Annotated in this window: 14 protein-coding genes; 10 read left to right on the top strand and 4 right to left on the bottom strand. The window is 60.8% G+C overall.

Annotated features, from left to right (window positions below):
• Positions 1-392: 392 nt before the first annotated feature.
• From AC57B6_RS16905 to AC57B6_RS16860, 10 genes are all read left to right on the top strand, one after another.
• The gene (locus AC57B6_RS16905) at positions 393-1,883 is read left to right on the top strand and encodes a 2-hydroxymuconic semialdehyde dehydrogenase (protein WP_496421756.1); all 1,491 of its coding nucleotides are present in this window, start codon (positions 393-395) and stop codon (positions 1,881-1,883) included.
• Complete coding sequence (mhpD, locus tag AC57B6_RS16900) at positions 1,880-2,701, top strand: 2-keto-4-pentenoate hydratase (protein WP_281663175.1); 822 nt, start codon at positions 1,880-1,882, stop codon at positions 2,699-2,701. The genes AC57B6_RS16905 and mhpD overlap by 4 nt, the downstream gene beginning before the upstream one ends.
• A gap of 11 nt (positions 2,702-2,712) precedes the next feature.
• Positions 2,713-3,657: an acetaldehyde dehydrogenase (acetylating) gene (locus tag AC57B6_RS16895; protein WP_106353601.1), complete on the top strand. Its 945-nt coding sequence runs from the start codon at positions 2,713-2,715 to the stop codon at positions 3,655-3,657.
• Between the two features lie 25 nt (positions 3,658-3,682).
• Positions 3,683-4,723 carry a 4-hydroxy-2-oxovalerate aldolase gene (gene dmpG / locus AC57B6_RS16890; protein WP_496421755.1) on the top strand — a complete coding sequence of 347 codons (1,041 nt, stop codon included), beginning with the start codon at positions 3,683-3,685 and terminating at the stop codon, positions 4,721-4,723.
• Positions 4,720-5,493, top strand: coding sequence for a 2-keto-4-pentenoate hydratase (locus AC57B6_RS16885; RefSeq protein ID WP_496421754.1), 774 nt, complete (start codon positions 4,720-4,722; stop codon positions 5,491-5,493). Before dmpG ends, AC57B6_RS16885 begins: the two co-directional genes overlap by 4 nt.
• The gene (locus AC57B6_RS16880; protein WP_496421753.1) at positions 5,490-5,921 is read left to right on the top strand and encodes a RidA family protein; all 432 of its coding nucleotides are present in this window, start codon (positions 5,490-5,492) and stop codon (positions 5,919-5,921) included. The genes AC57B6_RS16885 and AC57B6_RS16880 overlap by 4 nt, the downstream gene beginning before the upstream one ends.
• Before the next feature lie 33 nt (positions 5,922-5,954).
• Positions 5,955-6,479 (top strand): 3-hydroxyanthranilate 3,4-dioxygenase, encoded by a 525-nt coding sequence (locus AC57B6_RS16875; RefSeq protein WP_030103440.1) that lies wholly within the window; start codon positions 5,955-5,957, stop codon positions 6,477-6,479.
• Between the two features lie 15 nt (positions 6,480-6,494).
• The gene (locus tag AC57B6_RS16870; RefSeq protein WP_496421752.1) at positions 6,495-7,517 is read left to right on the top strand and encodes an amidohydrolase family protein; all 1,023 of its coding nucleotides are present in this window, start codon (positions 6,495-6,497) and stop codon (positions 7,515-7,517) included.
• Positions 7,518-7,573: 56 nt separating this feature from the next.
• The gene (gene kynU, locus AC57B6_RS16865) at positions 7,574-8,803 is read left to right on the top strand and encodes a kynureninase (RefSeq protein WP_408276125.1); all 1,230 of its coding nucleotides are present in this window, start codon (positions 7,574-7,576) and stop codon (positions 8,801-8,803) included.
• 137 nt (positions 8,804-8,940) lie between these two features.
• A complete protein-coding gene (locus AC57B6_RS16860; RefSeq protein ID WP_496421751.1) occupies positions 8,941-10,341 on the top strand; it encodes an amino acid permease in 1,401 nt (466 codons plus the stop codon).
• 932 nt (positions 10,342-11,273) lie between these two features.
• Here AC57B6_RS16860 and AC57B6_RS16855 read toward each other — a convergent pair.
• From AC57B6_RS16855 to AC57B6_RS16840, 4 genes are all read right to left on the bottom strand, one after another.
• A complete protein-coding gene (locus AC57B6_RS16855) occupies positions 11,274-11,600 on the bottom strand; it encodes a c-type cytochrome (protein ID WP_082094261.1) in 327 nt (108 codons plus the stop codon).
• 111 nt (positions 11,601-11,711) lie between these two features.
• Positions 11,712-13,505, bottom strand: a complete 1,794-nt coding sequence (locus AC57B6_RS16850; protein ID WP_102857346.1) for an LVIVD repeat-containing protein — start codon at positions 13,503-13,505, stop codon at positions 11,712-11,714.
• Positions 13,506-13,524: 19 nt separating this feature from the next.
• Complete coding sequence (locus AC57B6_RS16845) at positions 13,525-14,565, bottom strand: porin (RefSeq protein WP_046565941.1); 1,041 nt, start codon at positions 14,563-14,565, stop codon at positions 13,525-13,527.
• A 203-nt stretch (positions 14,566-14,768) separates the two neighbouring features.
• Entirely contained in the window at positions 14,769-15,794 is a 1,026-nt protein-coding gene (locus tag AC57B6_RS16840; protein ID WP_030103447.1) for a porin, read from the bottom strand.
• Positions 15,795-15,826: the final 32 nt, after the last annotated feature.

The following is a 15,826-nucleotide window of genomic DNA, read 5'->3' as shown; positions in this document are numbered from 1 at the left end:
GGGCGGCATTCGACTGGTCCTCAGCCATGAACCAGTTCGCGATTCTGTTTGGAGAGCGTTTTACCAACGCACGCGGGTAACTCCGCTAACCGCCTCGCACACAAAAATGCGGACAGGTTCCGCACAGGGGCAACGCTAATAGACCACTAACAAAACAAGGAAAGGCCAAAGGACCAACAACAGAACAGACCACTACCACACCAAACCAACACCCAAAATCCAGATCACCAACAAAAAGCGCCGCGAAAGCCCCAAAGCCGGGCAGGCAGGCAAAACCCACCCCTCATATCTGGTATTCCCCTTTAGCATACCCACCACCCAATCTTTGATTACCGCCCCCGCGGGCCCCCCCTTTAGACTCCTGCAAACACCTCAATCGAGCAGGAGACGTCGTGACCCTCACCCCGGCCGCCGCGCAGCGCGCTCAACCATTACTTCGCCATTACATCAATGGCGAATTCGTCGCCACAACGAACACCTTCCCTAATATCAGCCCGGTCGACGGCCGCGAACTCGCGCAAGTCTGCGAAGCCGAAGCCGCAACCGTCGATGCCGCCGTCCGCGCCGCAGCCGCCGCCCAACGCGCCGGCTGGCGCAACACCAAACCGGCGGAACGCGCCGACTGGCTGCATAAAATCGCCGACGGCATCGAAGCCCGTTTCGACGATTTCGTCGCAGCAGAAGTCGCCGACACCGGCCGCCCGCTCGAACAAGCCCGCAAGCTGGATATCGCCCGCGGCATCGCGAACTTCCGCACCTTCGCGGACCTCATCCGCACGGCGAACAGCGAATTCTTCGAAACCCATGCCGCCGACGGCAGCGAACTGATCAACTACGTCACGCGCAAACCGCTCGGTGTGGTCGGCATCATCTCGCCCTGGAATCTGCCGCTGCTGCTGTTCACCTGGAAAGTCGCACCAGCCCTCGCCATGGGCAACTGCGTCGTGGCCAAGCCCTCGGAGGAAACCCCCAGCTCCGCCACGCTGCTCGCCGAAGTGATGCACGACATCGGCTTGCCGCCCGGCGTGTTCAACCTGATTCACGGTCACGGACCAAATGCGGCCGGCGAATTCCTCACGCGTCATCCGGATATCAGCGCGATCACCTTCACCGGTGAATCGCGTACCGGCAGCACGATCATGAAGACCGTGGCCGACGGCGTGAAAGAAATCTCGTTCGAACTGGGCGGCAAGAACGCCGCCGTCGTGTTCGCCGACGCGGACTTCGATGCGGCCGTCGCCGGTGTGCTGAAGTCGAGCTTCACCAATGCCGGTCAGGTCTGCCTGTGCAGCGAGCGCGTGTATGTCGAGCGGCCCATCTTCGAGCGCTTCGTCGCCGCGCTGAAGGAAAAAACCGAGGCGCTGCAAGTCGGCGCGCCCGACGATCCCACCACCACGATGGGCCCGCTGATCTCGCGTGGCCATCGCGAGAAAGTACTGTCGTACTTCCGTCTCGCAGTCGAAGAGGGCGCAACGGTCGTAACCGGCGGCAATGTTCCGCAATTCGGCGATGCGCGCGATCAGGGCGCCTTCGTGATGCCGACCATCTGGACCGGTCTGTCCGACGATGCGCGTTGCGTCAAAGAGGAAATCTTCGGTCCTGTGTGCCACATCGCACCGTTCGATAGCGAAGACGAAGTGATCGGACGCGTGAACGACAGCGCCTACGGCCTCGCCGCCAGCATCTGGACGACGCAGCTTTCACGCGGTCATCGTGTGGCGCGGCAGATCGAAACCGGCATCGTCTGGGTCAACGCGTGGTTCGTGCGCGATCTGCGCACGCCGTTCGGTGGCACCAAGCTCTCGGGCATCGGCCGTGAAGGCGGGCGTCATTCGCTCGACTTCTATTCGGAACTGACCAACGTTTGCGTGAGGATCGCATGAGCGAGATCGACCTGAACGCCGCGCAGCGGATCGCAAACACACTCTGGCAGGCGCAGCAGAACGGCACACCGGTCGCGCCGGTACGCGCTGCTATCGCGGAGCTCGGCGGCGATGCGCTCGAAGCCGCTTACGCGGTGCAGCGCTTGAATACCGAGCGAAAGCTGGCGAGCGGCCGGCGCCTCGTGGGACGCAAGATCGGTCTTACGTCGAAAGCGGTGCAGACGCAACTCGGCGTCGATCAACCGGACTTCGGCATGCTTTTCGACGATATGTCGATCGCCGATGGTGAAGAAATCGCGATGTCGCGCACGCAGCAACCCAAAGTGGAAGCCGAGATCGCGCTGATACTCGCGCACGATCTGCCGCACGAACGGCATACGATCGCCGACCTGATTCGTGCAACCGCGTACGCGTTGCCCGCCATCGAGATCGTCGGCAGCCGGATCGCCAACTGGGATATCCGTTTGACGGATACCGTCGCCGACAACGCGTCGAGTGGTCTGTTCGTGCTCGGCAATCGCCCCGTCAAGCTTGATGCTTTCGATGCAATCAACTGCGGCATGGTCATGGAGCGGCGCGGCGATCAGGTGAGCATCGGCGTGGGTGCGGCGTGCCTCGGCAATCCGCTTTACGCGGCCGTATGGCTCGCCAACACGATGACCCGGGTCGGCGCGCCGTTGAAGGCCGGCGACATCGTGCTAACGGGTGCGCTGGGACCGATGGTCGGCGTCAGCGCCGGCGATGTCTTCACCGCCCATATCGAAGGACTCGGCTCCGTGAGCGCGAGTTTTGCCCATCACGCGGAATCCGCATCGTGAACGGAAACGCCATGCAAGAAAAACTGGACAAACAAGCCGTCGCCATCATCGGCTCCGGCAATATCGGCACCGATCTGATGATCAAGGTATTGCGCAACGCGAAGCACCTTGAAATGGGCGCAATGGTTGGCATCGATCCCGCCTCGGACGGTCTGGCGCGTGCCGAACGCCTCGGCGTGCCAACCACGGCGAAGGGGATCGAAGGTCTGGTCGGGATGCCGAACTTTGGCGATATTCGCATCGCGTTCGATGCGACCTCAGCCGGCGCGCATCATCGCCATGCGGCGGTGCTGCGTGAGCACGGCGTGACCGTGATCGATCTGACGCCGGCCGCTATCGGTCCGTTCGTGGTGCCGGTGGTGAATCTGTTCGCGCATCTCGACGCGCCGAATCTGAACATGGTCACCTGCGGCGGCCAGGCGACGATTCCCATCGTTCACGCGGTATCGCGCGTGGCGCCGGTGCGGTACGCGGAGATCGTCGCGTCGATTGCGAGCCGTTCGGCCGGTCCGGGAACGCGCGCCAATATCGACGAATTTACCGAGACCACCTCGAAGGCGATCGAAACCGTCGGCGGCGCGGCGCGCGGCAAGGCGATCATCGTGCTCAATCCGGCCGAACCGCCGCTGATGATGCGCGACACCGTCTACTGCCTGACCGAAGAAGACGCCGACACCGATGAAATCGAAAGCTCGATTCACGCGATGGTCGCGGCGGTGGCGAGTTACGTGCCCGGTTATCGTCTGAAGCAGGCGGTGCAGTTCGACCGCTATAGCGCGGAAAACCCGCTTGCGCTGCACGCGAACGAACGCCGCGCGGGGCTGAAGGTGAGCGTGTTCCTCGAAGTGGAGGGCGCCGCGCATTATCTGCCTTCCTATGCGGGGAATCTGGACATCATGACTTCGGCGGCGCTCGCCGCGGCCGAGCAGATCGCGGCTAGCCGCGTGGCGGCATGAGAGCAACACGCAAGGGAAACACACAATGACCGATAGCAACAAGAAAATTTATGTGTCGGACGTGACGCTGCGCGACGGCATGCACGCGATTCGCCATCAGTACTCGTTGGACGACGCCGTAGCGATCGCGCGAGCGCTCGATGAAGCCGGCGTCGACAGTATTGAAGTCGCGCACGGCGACGGTCTCTCAGGTTCGAGCTTTAACTATGGTTTCGGCGCGCACACCGATCTCGAATGGATCGCAGCGGTCGCGGGCACGGTCAAGCGCGCGCAAGTGGCGACGCTGCTGTTGCCCGGCATCGGCACCGTCCACGATCTGCGGGCGGCGTACGACGCCGGCGCGCGCATCGTGCGGATCGCCACGCATTGCACCGAAGCGGATATCTCGAAGCAGCACATCGAATACGCCCGCTCGCTCGGCATGGACACCGTCGGCTTCCTGATGATGTCGCATATGACCACGCCCGACGCCTTGGCGAAGCAGGCGAAGCTGATGGAAAGCTACGGCGCACAATGCGTCTATGTGGTCGATTCGGGCGGCGCGCTGAATATGCGCGACGTCGCCGAGCGTTTCGACGCTTTCAAGGCGGTGCTCGATCCGGCCACGCAAACGGGTATGCACGCGCATCACAATCTGTCGCTAGGCGTGGCGAATTCCGTGGTCGCGCTTGAACACGGCTGCGACCGCATCGATGCATCGCTGACGGGCATGGGAGCGGGCGCGGGTAACGCGCCGCTCGAAGTGTTCATCGCCGCGGTAGACCGGATGAAACTCAATCACGGTTGCGATGTGAAGAAACTGATCGACGCCGCGGAAGACGTCGTGCGTCCGTTGCAGGAGCGGCCGGTGCGCGTGGATCGCGAAACGCTGGCGCTCGGCTATGCCGGCGTGTATTCGAGCTTTCTGCGCCACACTGAGGCGGCTGCGGCGAAATACCGCCTATCGGCCTTCGACATCATGGTCGAACTCGGCAAGCGCCGCATGGTCGGCGGCCAGGAAGACATGATCGTCGACGTCGCGCTGGATATGCTGAAGGCGCGCGAATTCGCGAAGGAGGCCGCATGATCGACCTCGATGCGCTCGCGCAACGTATCGACGACGCCGCACGCCACGCGGAACCGATCGCGCAACTCACCGCGTCCACGCCGTTCTCGCTGGACGACGCGTACGGGATTCAACGCGCCTCGATCGAGCGGCGTATTCATCGCGGTGAAAGCATGGTCGGCGTGAAGCTCGGTTTCACGAGCCGCGCGAAGATGATCCAGATGGGCGTGGATAGCCTGATCTGGGGCTGGCTCACCGATGCGATGCTCGATGAAGACGGTGGCCGTGTTGCACTCGATTGTTTCATTCATCCGCGTGTTGAGCCGGAGGTCTGCTTTCTGACGAGCCGCGAGATCGACCGCCCATTGACGATGCTTGAAGCGTCGCGCTATCTGGAAGCGGTGGCCCCGGCGATGGAGATCATCGATTCGCGCTACCGCGACTTCAGGTTCACGCTCGAAGACGTGGTCGCCGATAACTGTTCGTCGGCGGGACTGGTGATCGGCCCGTGGAGCAAGGGTTTCGACAGTCTGCGCAACGCGGGCGTCACGATGCGAATCGACGGGCGCATCGTGCAGGCCGGGTCGACCGCCGCAATTCTCGGCGATCCGTTGCGTTCGATCGTGCAGGCTTCGCGCCTGATCGCGCAAAGCGGCCTCGTATTGCCCGCCGGCTCGCTGATCATGGCAGGCGCCGCTACCGCCGCTCATCCGCTGCCCGTTGACGCGCATGTGCATTGCGTCGTCAACGGCCTCGGCAGCACCGAATTCACAACCTATCGACTCTCATGACCAACGAACCGACCATTCAGGGGCGCGTAGTGCCCGGCAAAACCAAACCGCGTGGCCGTTTTCCTCACGTGACGCGGGCGGGCGACTTCCTGTTCGTCTCCGGCACGAGCTCGCGCCGTCCGGACAATACGATCGCGGGCGCCTGCGCCGATGAACTCGGCACGGTGCAACTCGACATTCGTGAGCAGACGCGCGTGGTGATCGAGAACATTCGCGATATTCTTCAGAGTGAAGGCGCGGACCTGTCGAACCTCGTCGAGATCTCGTCGTTCCTCGTCAACATGAACGACTTCGGCGGCTATAACGCCGTCTACGGCGAGTACTTCGACGAGACGGGTCCGACGCGCACGACGGTGGCCGTGCATCAATTGCCGCATCCGCATCTGCTGATCGAGATGAAGGCGATTGCGTACGCGCCGAAAAAGTAAACACGCATAGAAAACTAAACGACAGAGACAGCCATGCTTACGTACGGCAAACCGTTCAATTTCCAGCGCTGGATCGACGATCACGCGCATCTGCTGAAACCGCCTGTGGGCAATCAGCAGGTGTGGCAGGACAGCGATTTCATCGTCACGGTGGTAGGCGGCCCGAATCACCGCACCGATTATCACGACGATCCGCTCGAGGAATTCTTCTATCAGTTGCGCGGCAACGCGTACCTGCACCTATGGATCGACGGCAAGCGCGAGCGTGTCGACCTGAAAGAAGGGGATGTGTTTCTACTGCCGCCGCATGTGCGTCATTCGCCGCAACGGCCGGAAGCGGGCAGCGTTTGCCTCGTAATCGAGCGGCAACGCCCGCAAGGCGTGGTGGACGGTTTCGAATGGTACTGCGATGACTGCGGCCATCTCGTTCACCGCGTCGAGGTGCAACTGAAAAGCATCGTCAATGACTTGCCACCGCTTTTCAACGCGTTCTATGCGTCGGAAGAGAAACGCCGCTGTGCGCATTGCGGTCATGTCCACCCCGGCCGCGCCGTCTAAACAAACAGAATCACGATGACACTTCGAATCGACATGCATTCCCACTTTTTCCCGCCGATCACGCGGGAAGAGGCCGCGCGCCTGGACGCGGAACACGCGCCCTGGCTGAAGATCGACGCGGACGGCGAACGCGGCATGATCATGACCGGCGAGAAAAGCTTTCGCCCGGTGTATCGCGCGCTGTGGGACGCGGCCACACGGATTGCCGAAATGGATGCACTCGGCGTGGATATCCAGTTGATGTGTGCGACGCCTGTGATGTTCGGCTATCGCTACGATGCGGCCGCCGCGCACGATTGGGCCGCGCGGATGAACGACCACGCGCTCGAACTTTGCGCGCATGCGCCTGATCGGCTGATGGCGCTGGCACAGGTGCCGTTGCAGGACATTGAGCTGGCGTGCCGCGAGGCTACGCGCGCTCATCGCGCAGGGCATCGCGGCGTGCAGATCGGCAATCATCTCGGTCCGCGCGATCTCGACGACGAACACCTCGTGACGTTCCTCACGCACTGCGCGAACGACGGCATTCCGGTGCTCGTGCATCCGTGGGACATGATGACCGACGGCCGCATGAAGAAATGGATGCTGCCATGGCTGGTCGCGATGCCGGCGGAAACGCAATTGAGCATGGTGTCGCTGATTTTGTCGGGCGCATTCGAGCGGATTCCGAAATCGCTGAAGTTGTGTTTCGCGCACGGCGGCGGCAGCTTTGCCTTTTTGCTTGGCCGGGTGCAGAACGCGTGGGAGCAGCGCGACATTGTGCGCGAGGATTGCCCCAATCCGCCAGTGTCGTATCTCGATCGATTCTACGTGGATAGCGCGGTATTCGATCAGGGCGCATTGCGTCTGCTAGTCGACACGATGGGCGAAGACCACGTGCTACTCGGCTCCGACTATCCGTTCCCGCTCGGTGAGCAGAAGATCGGCGACCTGGTCGCGAATCATCCCCAACTGAGCGACACGGCGAAGACCAAGATCCTTGGCGCCAACGCTCAGCGCTTTTTCGATTTGCCCATGACGGTTGCACACACCGCCTAAACAGCAGATACCCCAGACTTTGCAATAGCAAGAAGAACACATAGGAAATTAGCCAGATGATCACCCGGGAACACTGCGCCGCGCTCGACGCCGCCGATACCTTGGCCCACTGCCGCGCGCGCTTCGATCTGCCCGCTGACACGATTTATCTCGACGGGAATTCGCTGGGCGCGATGCCTGCCAATGTGCCCGCGCGTATCGAACGGGCTTTGAAACAGGAATGGGCACACGGTTTGATTCGTTCGTGGAACGACGCTGACTGGTATCCGGCGCCACAACGCACCGGCAACAAGATTGCCCGCTTGATCGGCGCTGGACAGGACGAAGTGATCGTTGCCGATTCGACCTCGGTGAATCTGTTCAAGGTACTGGTCGCCGCCACGCGCATGCGTCCGGGCCGCAATGTGATCCTTGCCGAGCGAACCAATTTCCCCACTGATGTGTATATCGCTTCGAGCGTCGCCGAGATGACAGGTTGCGAATTGCGCTGTGTTGATCCGGATGACATCGTCGCGGCGATCGACGATACCGTGGCGATCGTGTCGCTCACGCACGTCAACTACAAAACCGGCAAGCGCTATGACATGGAAGCGGTGACGCGTCTCGCGCACGAAGCTGGTGCGCTGATCGTATGGGACCTTTGTCATTCGGCGGGGGCGATGCCGGTGAATCTGAACCGCTGCGACGCCGATTTTGCGGTGGGCTGCGGCTACAAGTATCTGAACGGCGGCCCGGGCGCACCGGCATTCGTGTTCGTTGCGTCGCGTCACATCGAAGCAGTGCGTCAGCCGCTGACCGGTTGGCACGGTCATTCGAAACCGTTCGAATTTACTCATGACTACGCGCCGCATCCCGGCATCGACCGGATGTTGACCGGCACCGCGCCGCAACTCGGCGTCATTGCGCTGGAGAGCGCACTGGAAGCATTTGACGATGTCGATCTCGACGTGCTGCGCGACAAGAGCGTGGCGCTCGGCAATCTGTTTATCGAGCTGACCGATCAGGAGTTGCAGGGTCTCGGTTGCACACTCGCTTCGCCGCGCGATGCCGGGCAACGCGGCAGCCAGGTCTCGCTGGGTCATGCGCAAGGCTACGCGATCATGCAGGCGCTGATTGCACGCAACGTGATCGGCGACTTCCGCGCACCGGACATTCTGCGCTTCGGTTTTGCGCCCCTGTATGTGCGTTACGTGGATATCTGGGACACCATCGCGCAACTCAAGGACATCATCGCAACGGATGCATGGAACACCGAGGAATTCAAAGCGCGCAAATCGGTGACGTGAGTGATGGCAAGAATACGGTGACTCAAAACGATTCAATGAACAGACAAGCGCCGCGATTCGAACGTACCAGGTAATACGACCGCGGCACCGGCGGTTGCGTCCAGGTACGCGACCGCATCCCAGGAGGAGACAGAAAAATGACGCAAGAGCAGCGAGGCTTCGACACGATTGTCGAACGTGAGAAGGGGTTGCACCGTGGGTTATCGACGGGGCAGTTGTCGATGATTGCGATTGGCGGCGCGATTGGCACCGGCCTGTTTCTTGGCAGCGGATTTGCGATCGGCTTCGCCGGCCCGAGCGTACTGGTGAGTTACGCGATTGGCGCGCTGATCGCATTGTTGTTGATGGGGTGCCTTGCCGAGATGACGGTGGCGCATCCGACCTCGGGATCCTTCGGCGCCTATGCCGAGCACTACATTGCGCCGTGGGCGGGATTTCTGGTGCGCTATGCGTACTGGTCGTCGATTGTGTTCGCGGTCGGCACCGAGGTGACGGCGATTGCTGTGTATATGAAGTACTGGTTTCCGGCGGTGCCGGGCTGGTACTGGATTGTGGGGTTCTCCGCGGCGCTGATCGGCATTAACTCGGTGAGCGTGAAAGTATTCGGCGCGGTCGAGTATGTGTTTTCGATGTTGAAGATCGTGGCGATTGTCGGCTTCATCCTGCTGGGTGCATATGTCGTGTTTGGCGCGCCGGCGAATTCGGGGATCGGGTTTGGTAATTACACGTCGCACGGCGGCTTCTTTCCGAAGGGCGTGTGGGGCATGTGGGTGGCGGTGATCGTATCGATTTTCAGCTATCTGAGCATCGAGATGATCGCGGTGGCGGCGGGCGAGGCACGCGATCCACAGAAGGCCATTACACGGGCGTTTCGCGCGACGATGTTCCGGCTGGTGTTTTTCTATTTGCTGACGTTGGCGCTGATGCTGGCGATCGTGCCATGGAGTGCGGCGGGTACGGATGAGAGCCCGTTTGTGCGGGTGATGGCGGCGACGCATGTGCCTGGCGCGGCGGGCGTGATTAATTTTGTGATTCTGGTGGCGGCGTTGTCGGCGATGAATAGCCAGCTCTATATCACGACGCGGATGATGTTCAGTTTGTCACGGGCGGGGTATGCGCCGAGGCGTCTGGGGGCTTTGAATAGCAAGGGCGTGCCGGTTGCAGCGCTTTGGCTGTCGACGATCGGGATTGCGTTGGCTACCGTGTTGAATGTGATTTATCCGGATGCTTCGTTTGTGTTGATGATGTCCGTGTCGATGTTTGGGGCAATGTTTACGTGGTTGATGATTTTTGTTACGCACTTCTTTTTTCGCCATCGGCATAGGGGTGTGCCTTTGGCGTTCAGGATGTGGGGGTATCCGGTTACTTCTCTGCTTGGCGCCGGGCTGATGGTGAGTGCGTTGGTGACTACGTGGTTTACTCGCGAGTTTCGGATGACGCTTGTGATTGGGGTGCCGTTTGTTGTTGCGTTGCTGGTGGTTTATTTTGTCTGGTATCGGGGGAGAGCCGCTGGGGCGGCTCGTGCTGAGATGGTATGAGGGTGGGGTTTTGGTTTTGCCTGCCCGGCAGGGGGGGCTTCGCGGCGCTTTTTCGTTGTTGGTCGGATTCTTTGGCCTTTCCTTGCTTTGTTAGTGGTCCGCTCTGTTGTTGGTCTTTTGGCCTTTCCTTGTTTTGTTAGTGGTCTATTAGCGTTGCCCCTGTGCGGGGCGGCACCTACTTTTCTTTGCCTGCCGCAAAGAAAAGTAGGCAAAAGAAAGCGGCTCAAACCGCCAGCTCATAAGTGGGTCCCCTGGCTTGGAGGGGGTAGTGGTGCATCTGGAATCTGTGTCCTCGCACATTCGGCGCCGGTGACAAGGGCGTCATACCTCCGGCGGCGCTGCGCGCGCCGATGCCCAGTTCATAAAACCGTCGGCTAATTTTTCCGCCCACGCGTCAGCCGGCGCAGTGGCGCAGGCTGTATTGTCCGCACTCCGCACTCCGCACTCCGCACTCCGCACTCCGCACTCCGCACTCCGCACTCCGCACTCCGCACTCCGCATTCCACATTCCACATTCGGCATTCGACATGCAGCGCTTCGCCGAGGCGAAGCCGATGGCCCCTGGTGCGCGAAGCAAACCCGCTGGTTTCCCAGGCAGACCCGTCCGCGACGCACGTAGTGCGGAGTGGGAGCTGATGAGTCCTTTGTCGCTCGCGCGGAGTGTGCGAGGCGACAGATTCCAGATGCACCACTACCGTGGCTGTGCGGGGGACCCGCTTAAGAGCTAGCGGGGTAAAGCCGCTTTCTTTTGCCTACTTTTCTTTGCGGCAGGCAAAGAAAAGTAGGTGCCGCCCCGCACAGGGGCAACGCTAATAGACCACTAACAAAGCAAGGAAAGGCCAAAGGCCCAAAAGACCAACACCAGAACAGACCACAAACCCATAGCACTAACAACCCGCCGAGCAGGCTTCTCAACCCGCCGAGCAGGCTCCCTATTTAATCCCCAAAATCCACCGAGCAAACCTCTCAGCGTCAGCATCCGAAATCGCATTGGCCGGCATCGCGGCCCCTGTACCCCACTTCCCGGAACTCCCCTCCAACATACTCTTCTTCAGCTTCGCGACCGCATCAGACTCCCCCCGATATCGCTCCGCGATAGCCCGAAACGGCGGCCCGACCTTGGTCGTGTCAATCGAGTGACAAGCGCGGCAAGTCTGCTCGCTAGCAGAAACCCCACTCGCAATACCAATCCCACCTCCGGGCGTCGCAGCAAACGAACTCCCACCCAAAACCCCAGCCAGCGCAGCAACAAAAACCATTCCTCTCACAATCCCACTCCAGTAAAAAACAAAAAACCCCGCCGGCGAAAACCACCGGCAGGGCAAAGCGCTCGACAAATCATCAAGAGAAAAGAAACGAACCCAATCGCGTTACCGCGGCGGCCACGGTTTGGACGGCGCGCCAATCACCGGCTTACCCAGCAACGGCGTCGACAACGCATACGCCCCATTCTCCGTAAAGGCCCAAATGATGTTGCGGTCATACTCGGTATAAATCGCCAGCACACCCTTGCCGAGGGTATAACTCGGCAGCTCGCTCTCGTCCGCCAACGCCGGCACAAAATACCCGGCGATAGTCGGCTTCTCCGGATTGCGTACGTCGAAAATCTGCACGCCGGCGTTATAGAACGAATACGGAATCACACCCTGACGCGCACCACCCGGCTGACCAATCGCGTTCGAACGCTTAGGACCGAAGTTGCCGCCACGCTGGCAGAAACTCGTGAACGGCGCACCCTCAGGCGGTGTCGGCTGCGGCAGCTTGCCCGCTACCTTCAGATGCGACGGATCGCGAGCATCGACGACGAAAATGTCCTTGTACGGCTCGTAGCAATCGCGGTTCATCGGATAACCACTCGTCAGCACGAAGCCCGTGCGTTCGTACTGGCTGACGTCGGCATTGTCGTACTCGGTACCCGCAAAGCTCGGCGCCGTATTCACGTTGCCAAGAATCTTCGGCTGCGCCGGATTGGACAGGTCGAATGAATAAAGACCCAGACCGCCCATCGCGCCGAAACCAATCTTGCCGCCTTGTTCCAAAGGCTTGGGCAAGAAGATTGGAATCCGTGAACCCATCCACGAAGTGCGATTGCCGGCGCGCGGGTTCAGCAGATAAGCCTGCTCGTCAGCTTCATTGCCGACTTTCTGCCCCGGCACCGAGATCTGCGAGACGAACTTCGGATCGGCGGGGTCCGACATGTCCCAAACCTGATAACCCGGCGAATACAGATAGTTCGGGTACTCGGTCAGCGCGTAGCTGTCATCCGGCGCGGCCGACAGGATCATGTACTTGCCGCCGTAATATTCCGGCGCGTCAAGCGAGCCCGAACCCTGCTGCTGGCCGACCGGCGCATCGGGATGCTTGTAGTCGGTCGTGCGCGTGGCGATCAGCTTCCATTGGCTCGGCAGCGGGCCGTCCATTTCGAAGACCTTGAAGCCCTTGAGCGAGTTGTAGTGGCGCTGCGCTTCAACCTTATCCGGCTGCTCGCTCTTGTCGGTCATCAGACCGTAGCGGCCAATTTCGAACGAGGCAACCAGCACGGGCTTGCCGAGCTTCTTGCTCCATACGATCGTGGCGCCGCCGAGATAGTCATGCACGTTGTTCGGATCGAACTTCTCGGTCGGTCCCTTGGGTCCCCACGTGCCGCCCTGCGAAAACACGATCTTGCCGTTGGCGGGATCGGTGACGTCCATGATCCGCATGTAGTCGCGATCGTGGATATAGAGGTAACGGCGGCCGTTGAAGTCGGCGATATTGTTCCAGGCGTGGAAGGGCGAGTCGACAAGAGGGTAGAAGGCCAGAACCTTGACGTCCTTGGCATAGCTCTTCTTGTCCCATGTGGTCATTTCCCCCGGGAAGTGCTGGCCCTGATGCACTTCAGGAGTGGCCTTCGGCCACACGAACTGGCCGGTTGCCGGGTCCATCCCGTAGTCGACGCCCGGCTTGAGCGGGGCAGGCCGGCGATCGGGCGTCAGGCGCAGCCACTGGGCAAGGTAGGGGTCCTTGACATTCGGCGTGCCGGGCGTCACTTGTGCAGCCGATGCCGCGGCGTCCGGCGCCGACGCGGCCGGCGCATTTTCCGTGGCGGCACAAGCCGCCGCGGACACGAACGTCAACAGGACGCCTGTTGCGAGAGTGGATTTGAAATTGCGTTTGCGAAGCATTGGCTTCCTCCTTTTTATATTAGAACGCGTGACGAATCCCGAACTGGAAGCCGCTCGGATTCTGTCCGCCGTTCGGATACACCTGGAACGTGACCGGATAGGGAACAGGCACATCATGCTGATGCGTCACGTGCGCGAAAGTCGCATACAGGTCGGTCCGTTTCGACAAACCGTAGATGTAGCCAATCACGCCACCGGTCGCGCTGGAAATGCTGGTGTTGTTGTCGTCGTGACGATGCACCACGCTCACGTACAGACGATTGCGCCCGTCGATGTTCCAGCGCGCGCCGATCTGTGCGTCCCACCCTTGCGAATTGAAGGCCACGTAAGGCGGATACGCGTAGTAGCCGTTGTACGTGTGATAGATAAACGTCGGCTCGAAACCGCCGAACTTGTAGACGGCGGAGAAATAGTTGTCGCGCGACGAATGAATCTGCGAGGACTTGAAAATATCGCGCGTGTATTGCAATTCGCTCACGGCGCCGAGGAAAACCGGTCCGTGCCGATATTCGATACTGGTGCTCAGGAAACGCCCCGCGCGCGTGCTGTCGCCCACGCCGGTGGTCGCCATGATCCGGCCGGTGAAGCCGTAGAAGCTCGGCGTCTTGTACTGGATCGCGTTATCCACGCGATACGACGCGTAGAAGAACTCCATGTTGTTGACCATACTGAAGTCGGCGGCCCAGCTCGGATCGGCGTAGCCCGCAATCCAGTACGAGGGCGTGAACTGCCGGCCCATCGTCACTTCACCCCAGTTGCCTTTCAGGCCCACGAACGACTGGCGGAACTGCGTCGACTGCACGCCGGTGTTGGCGGAGAACATCGGCTCGACGGTGAACACGGCCTTGTTGCCGCCGCCCAGATCTTCGACGCCGCTCAAGTTGAAGCGTGAGTTGTTCAGGCCGCCGCTCGACATGCGGGTCACGTTTCCGCCGGAACCGGACGAGATCAGATGTTCGATGTTTATGTCGACATAGCCCGACAGCCAGACGCTCGACTGCGCGTGTGCTCCGGCGCATGCAAGCATGACGGCGCCGGACACGAGTGCTTTCTTTTTCATTCAGTCTCCAAACCGATCGTTGTTTTTTTCGAGTGAGTGAGAGTGCTGTCGTCGCGCGCGACAGCCGCGGTTACATCCTTTTTCGTCGTGTATACACAAACTGGAGAAAATTATACCCACGGCAAAATTTGGATTCCGAGCTTTATTTTTTTATACAAAACAGCGGTTTAGTTATAGCGGGTTGACCCTGATGGCATCGCGCGTCAAAACAGATGCCTGATTCCGGCTGCATAGGTCATTGCGGTCCCAGAACCGGAAAGCTTGTCGTAGACAGTTACCAGGTAAAGATCGGTGCGTTTGGAGAGGAAGTAGTCGAGGCCCGCGGAGCCCGTATTGCGGCCGGTGACGGCGCTCTTCGGCGCGCTGCGGCGGGTGTACGACCATTCGGCGAGTGCGCTGAGTTGCGAGGTCAGCGGAACCGAGAGACCGGCTTCGTAGGTGTGTGCGCCGATGTCGGCCGCATCGGTACGCAGACCTTGCAGCGCGCCGTACAGTTTGAAGAGCGAAAAATCATAGGCGGCGCCGACGAGGTACGCGTTCTGTGTCGGCGACGCCACACCGGCGACCACCCGTGTGCGTTGTACGGTCGCGACAGCGGTGAGCGAGCCGCCTGCATAGAGGGTCGAGAGCGCGGCGTTGTACGTGCCGTTCGCACCCGCGAAACCGCCGGGCGCATACACCGCGGTGGTGGTCAGTCCGTTCAGGTTGGGGCTGGTGTACTGAATGCCGTTGTTCCAGACGGTATCGCCCGCAAGCGCACCGCCGTAAGGCGCGGTGAAGGTTTGCATGACCAGTGGCGAGAACAGGATCGAGGCCTGAAACGGATTGACCGCCTGCTCGGCAAGGTAGAGCAGATTGGTATGCCGGCCGAGCGTCACGCGTCCGAACGGCCCGGCGATGCCCACATATGAATTGCGCCCCCAGAACGGATCGGCGGCGGTGCGGCCGATGCCACCGTTCGTCGGCTGGAAGAAGCTTTCGAGCACGGCGATCGCGCGATAGCCGGCGCCGAGTTCCTCGTTGACGCGGATGCCCCAGTAAGGTGCCGTCAATCCCGGGCTCTGTTCGGCGATGGCGGCGGACGGCCCGTTGCTGCGTTTGGTGCTGGCGATATCGAGCCCGACGAGCCCATACAGGGTGACGGAGGTTTGCGCGTTGACGGCATGGGACGCAAGTCCCCATGCGGCGGCGCAACTGAGCGCGAGCGCGCCCAGCGATCGAACGTTCATGGCGGATCCTCTTATGCGGTTGGGAACAGCGA

It is taken from the genome of Paraburkholderia sp. BGA-UO-ETr-F12 (assembly GCF_059567945.1).
This window is presented reverse-complemented; position numbering and strand designations above follow the sequence as displayed.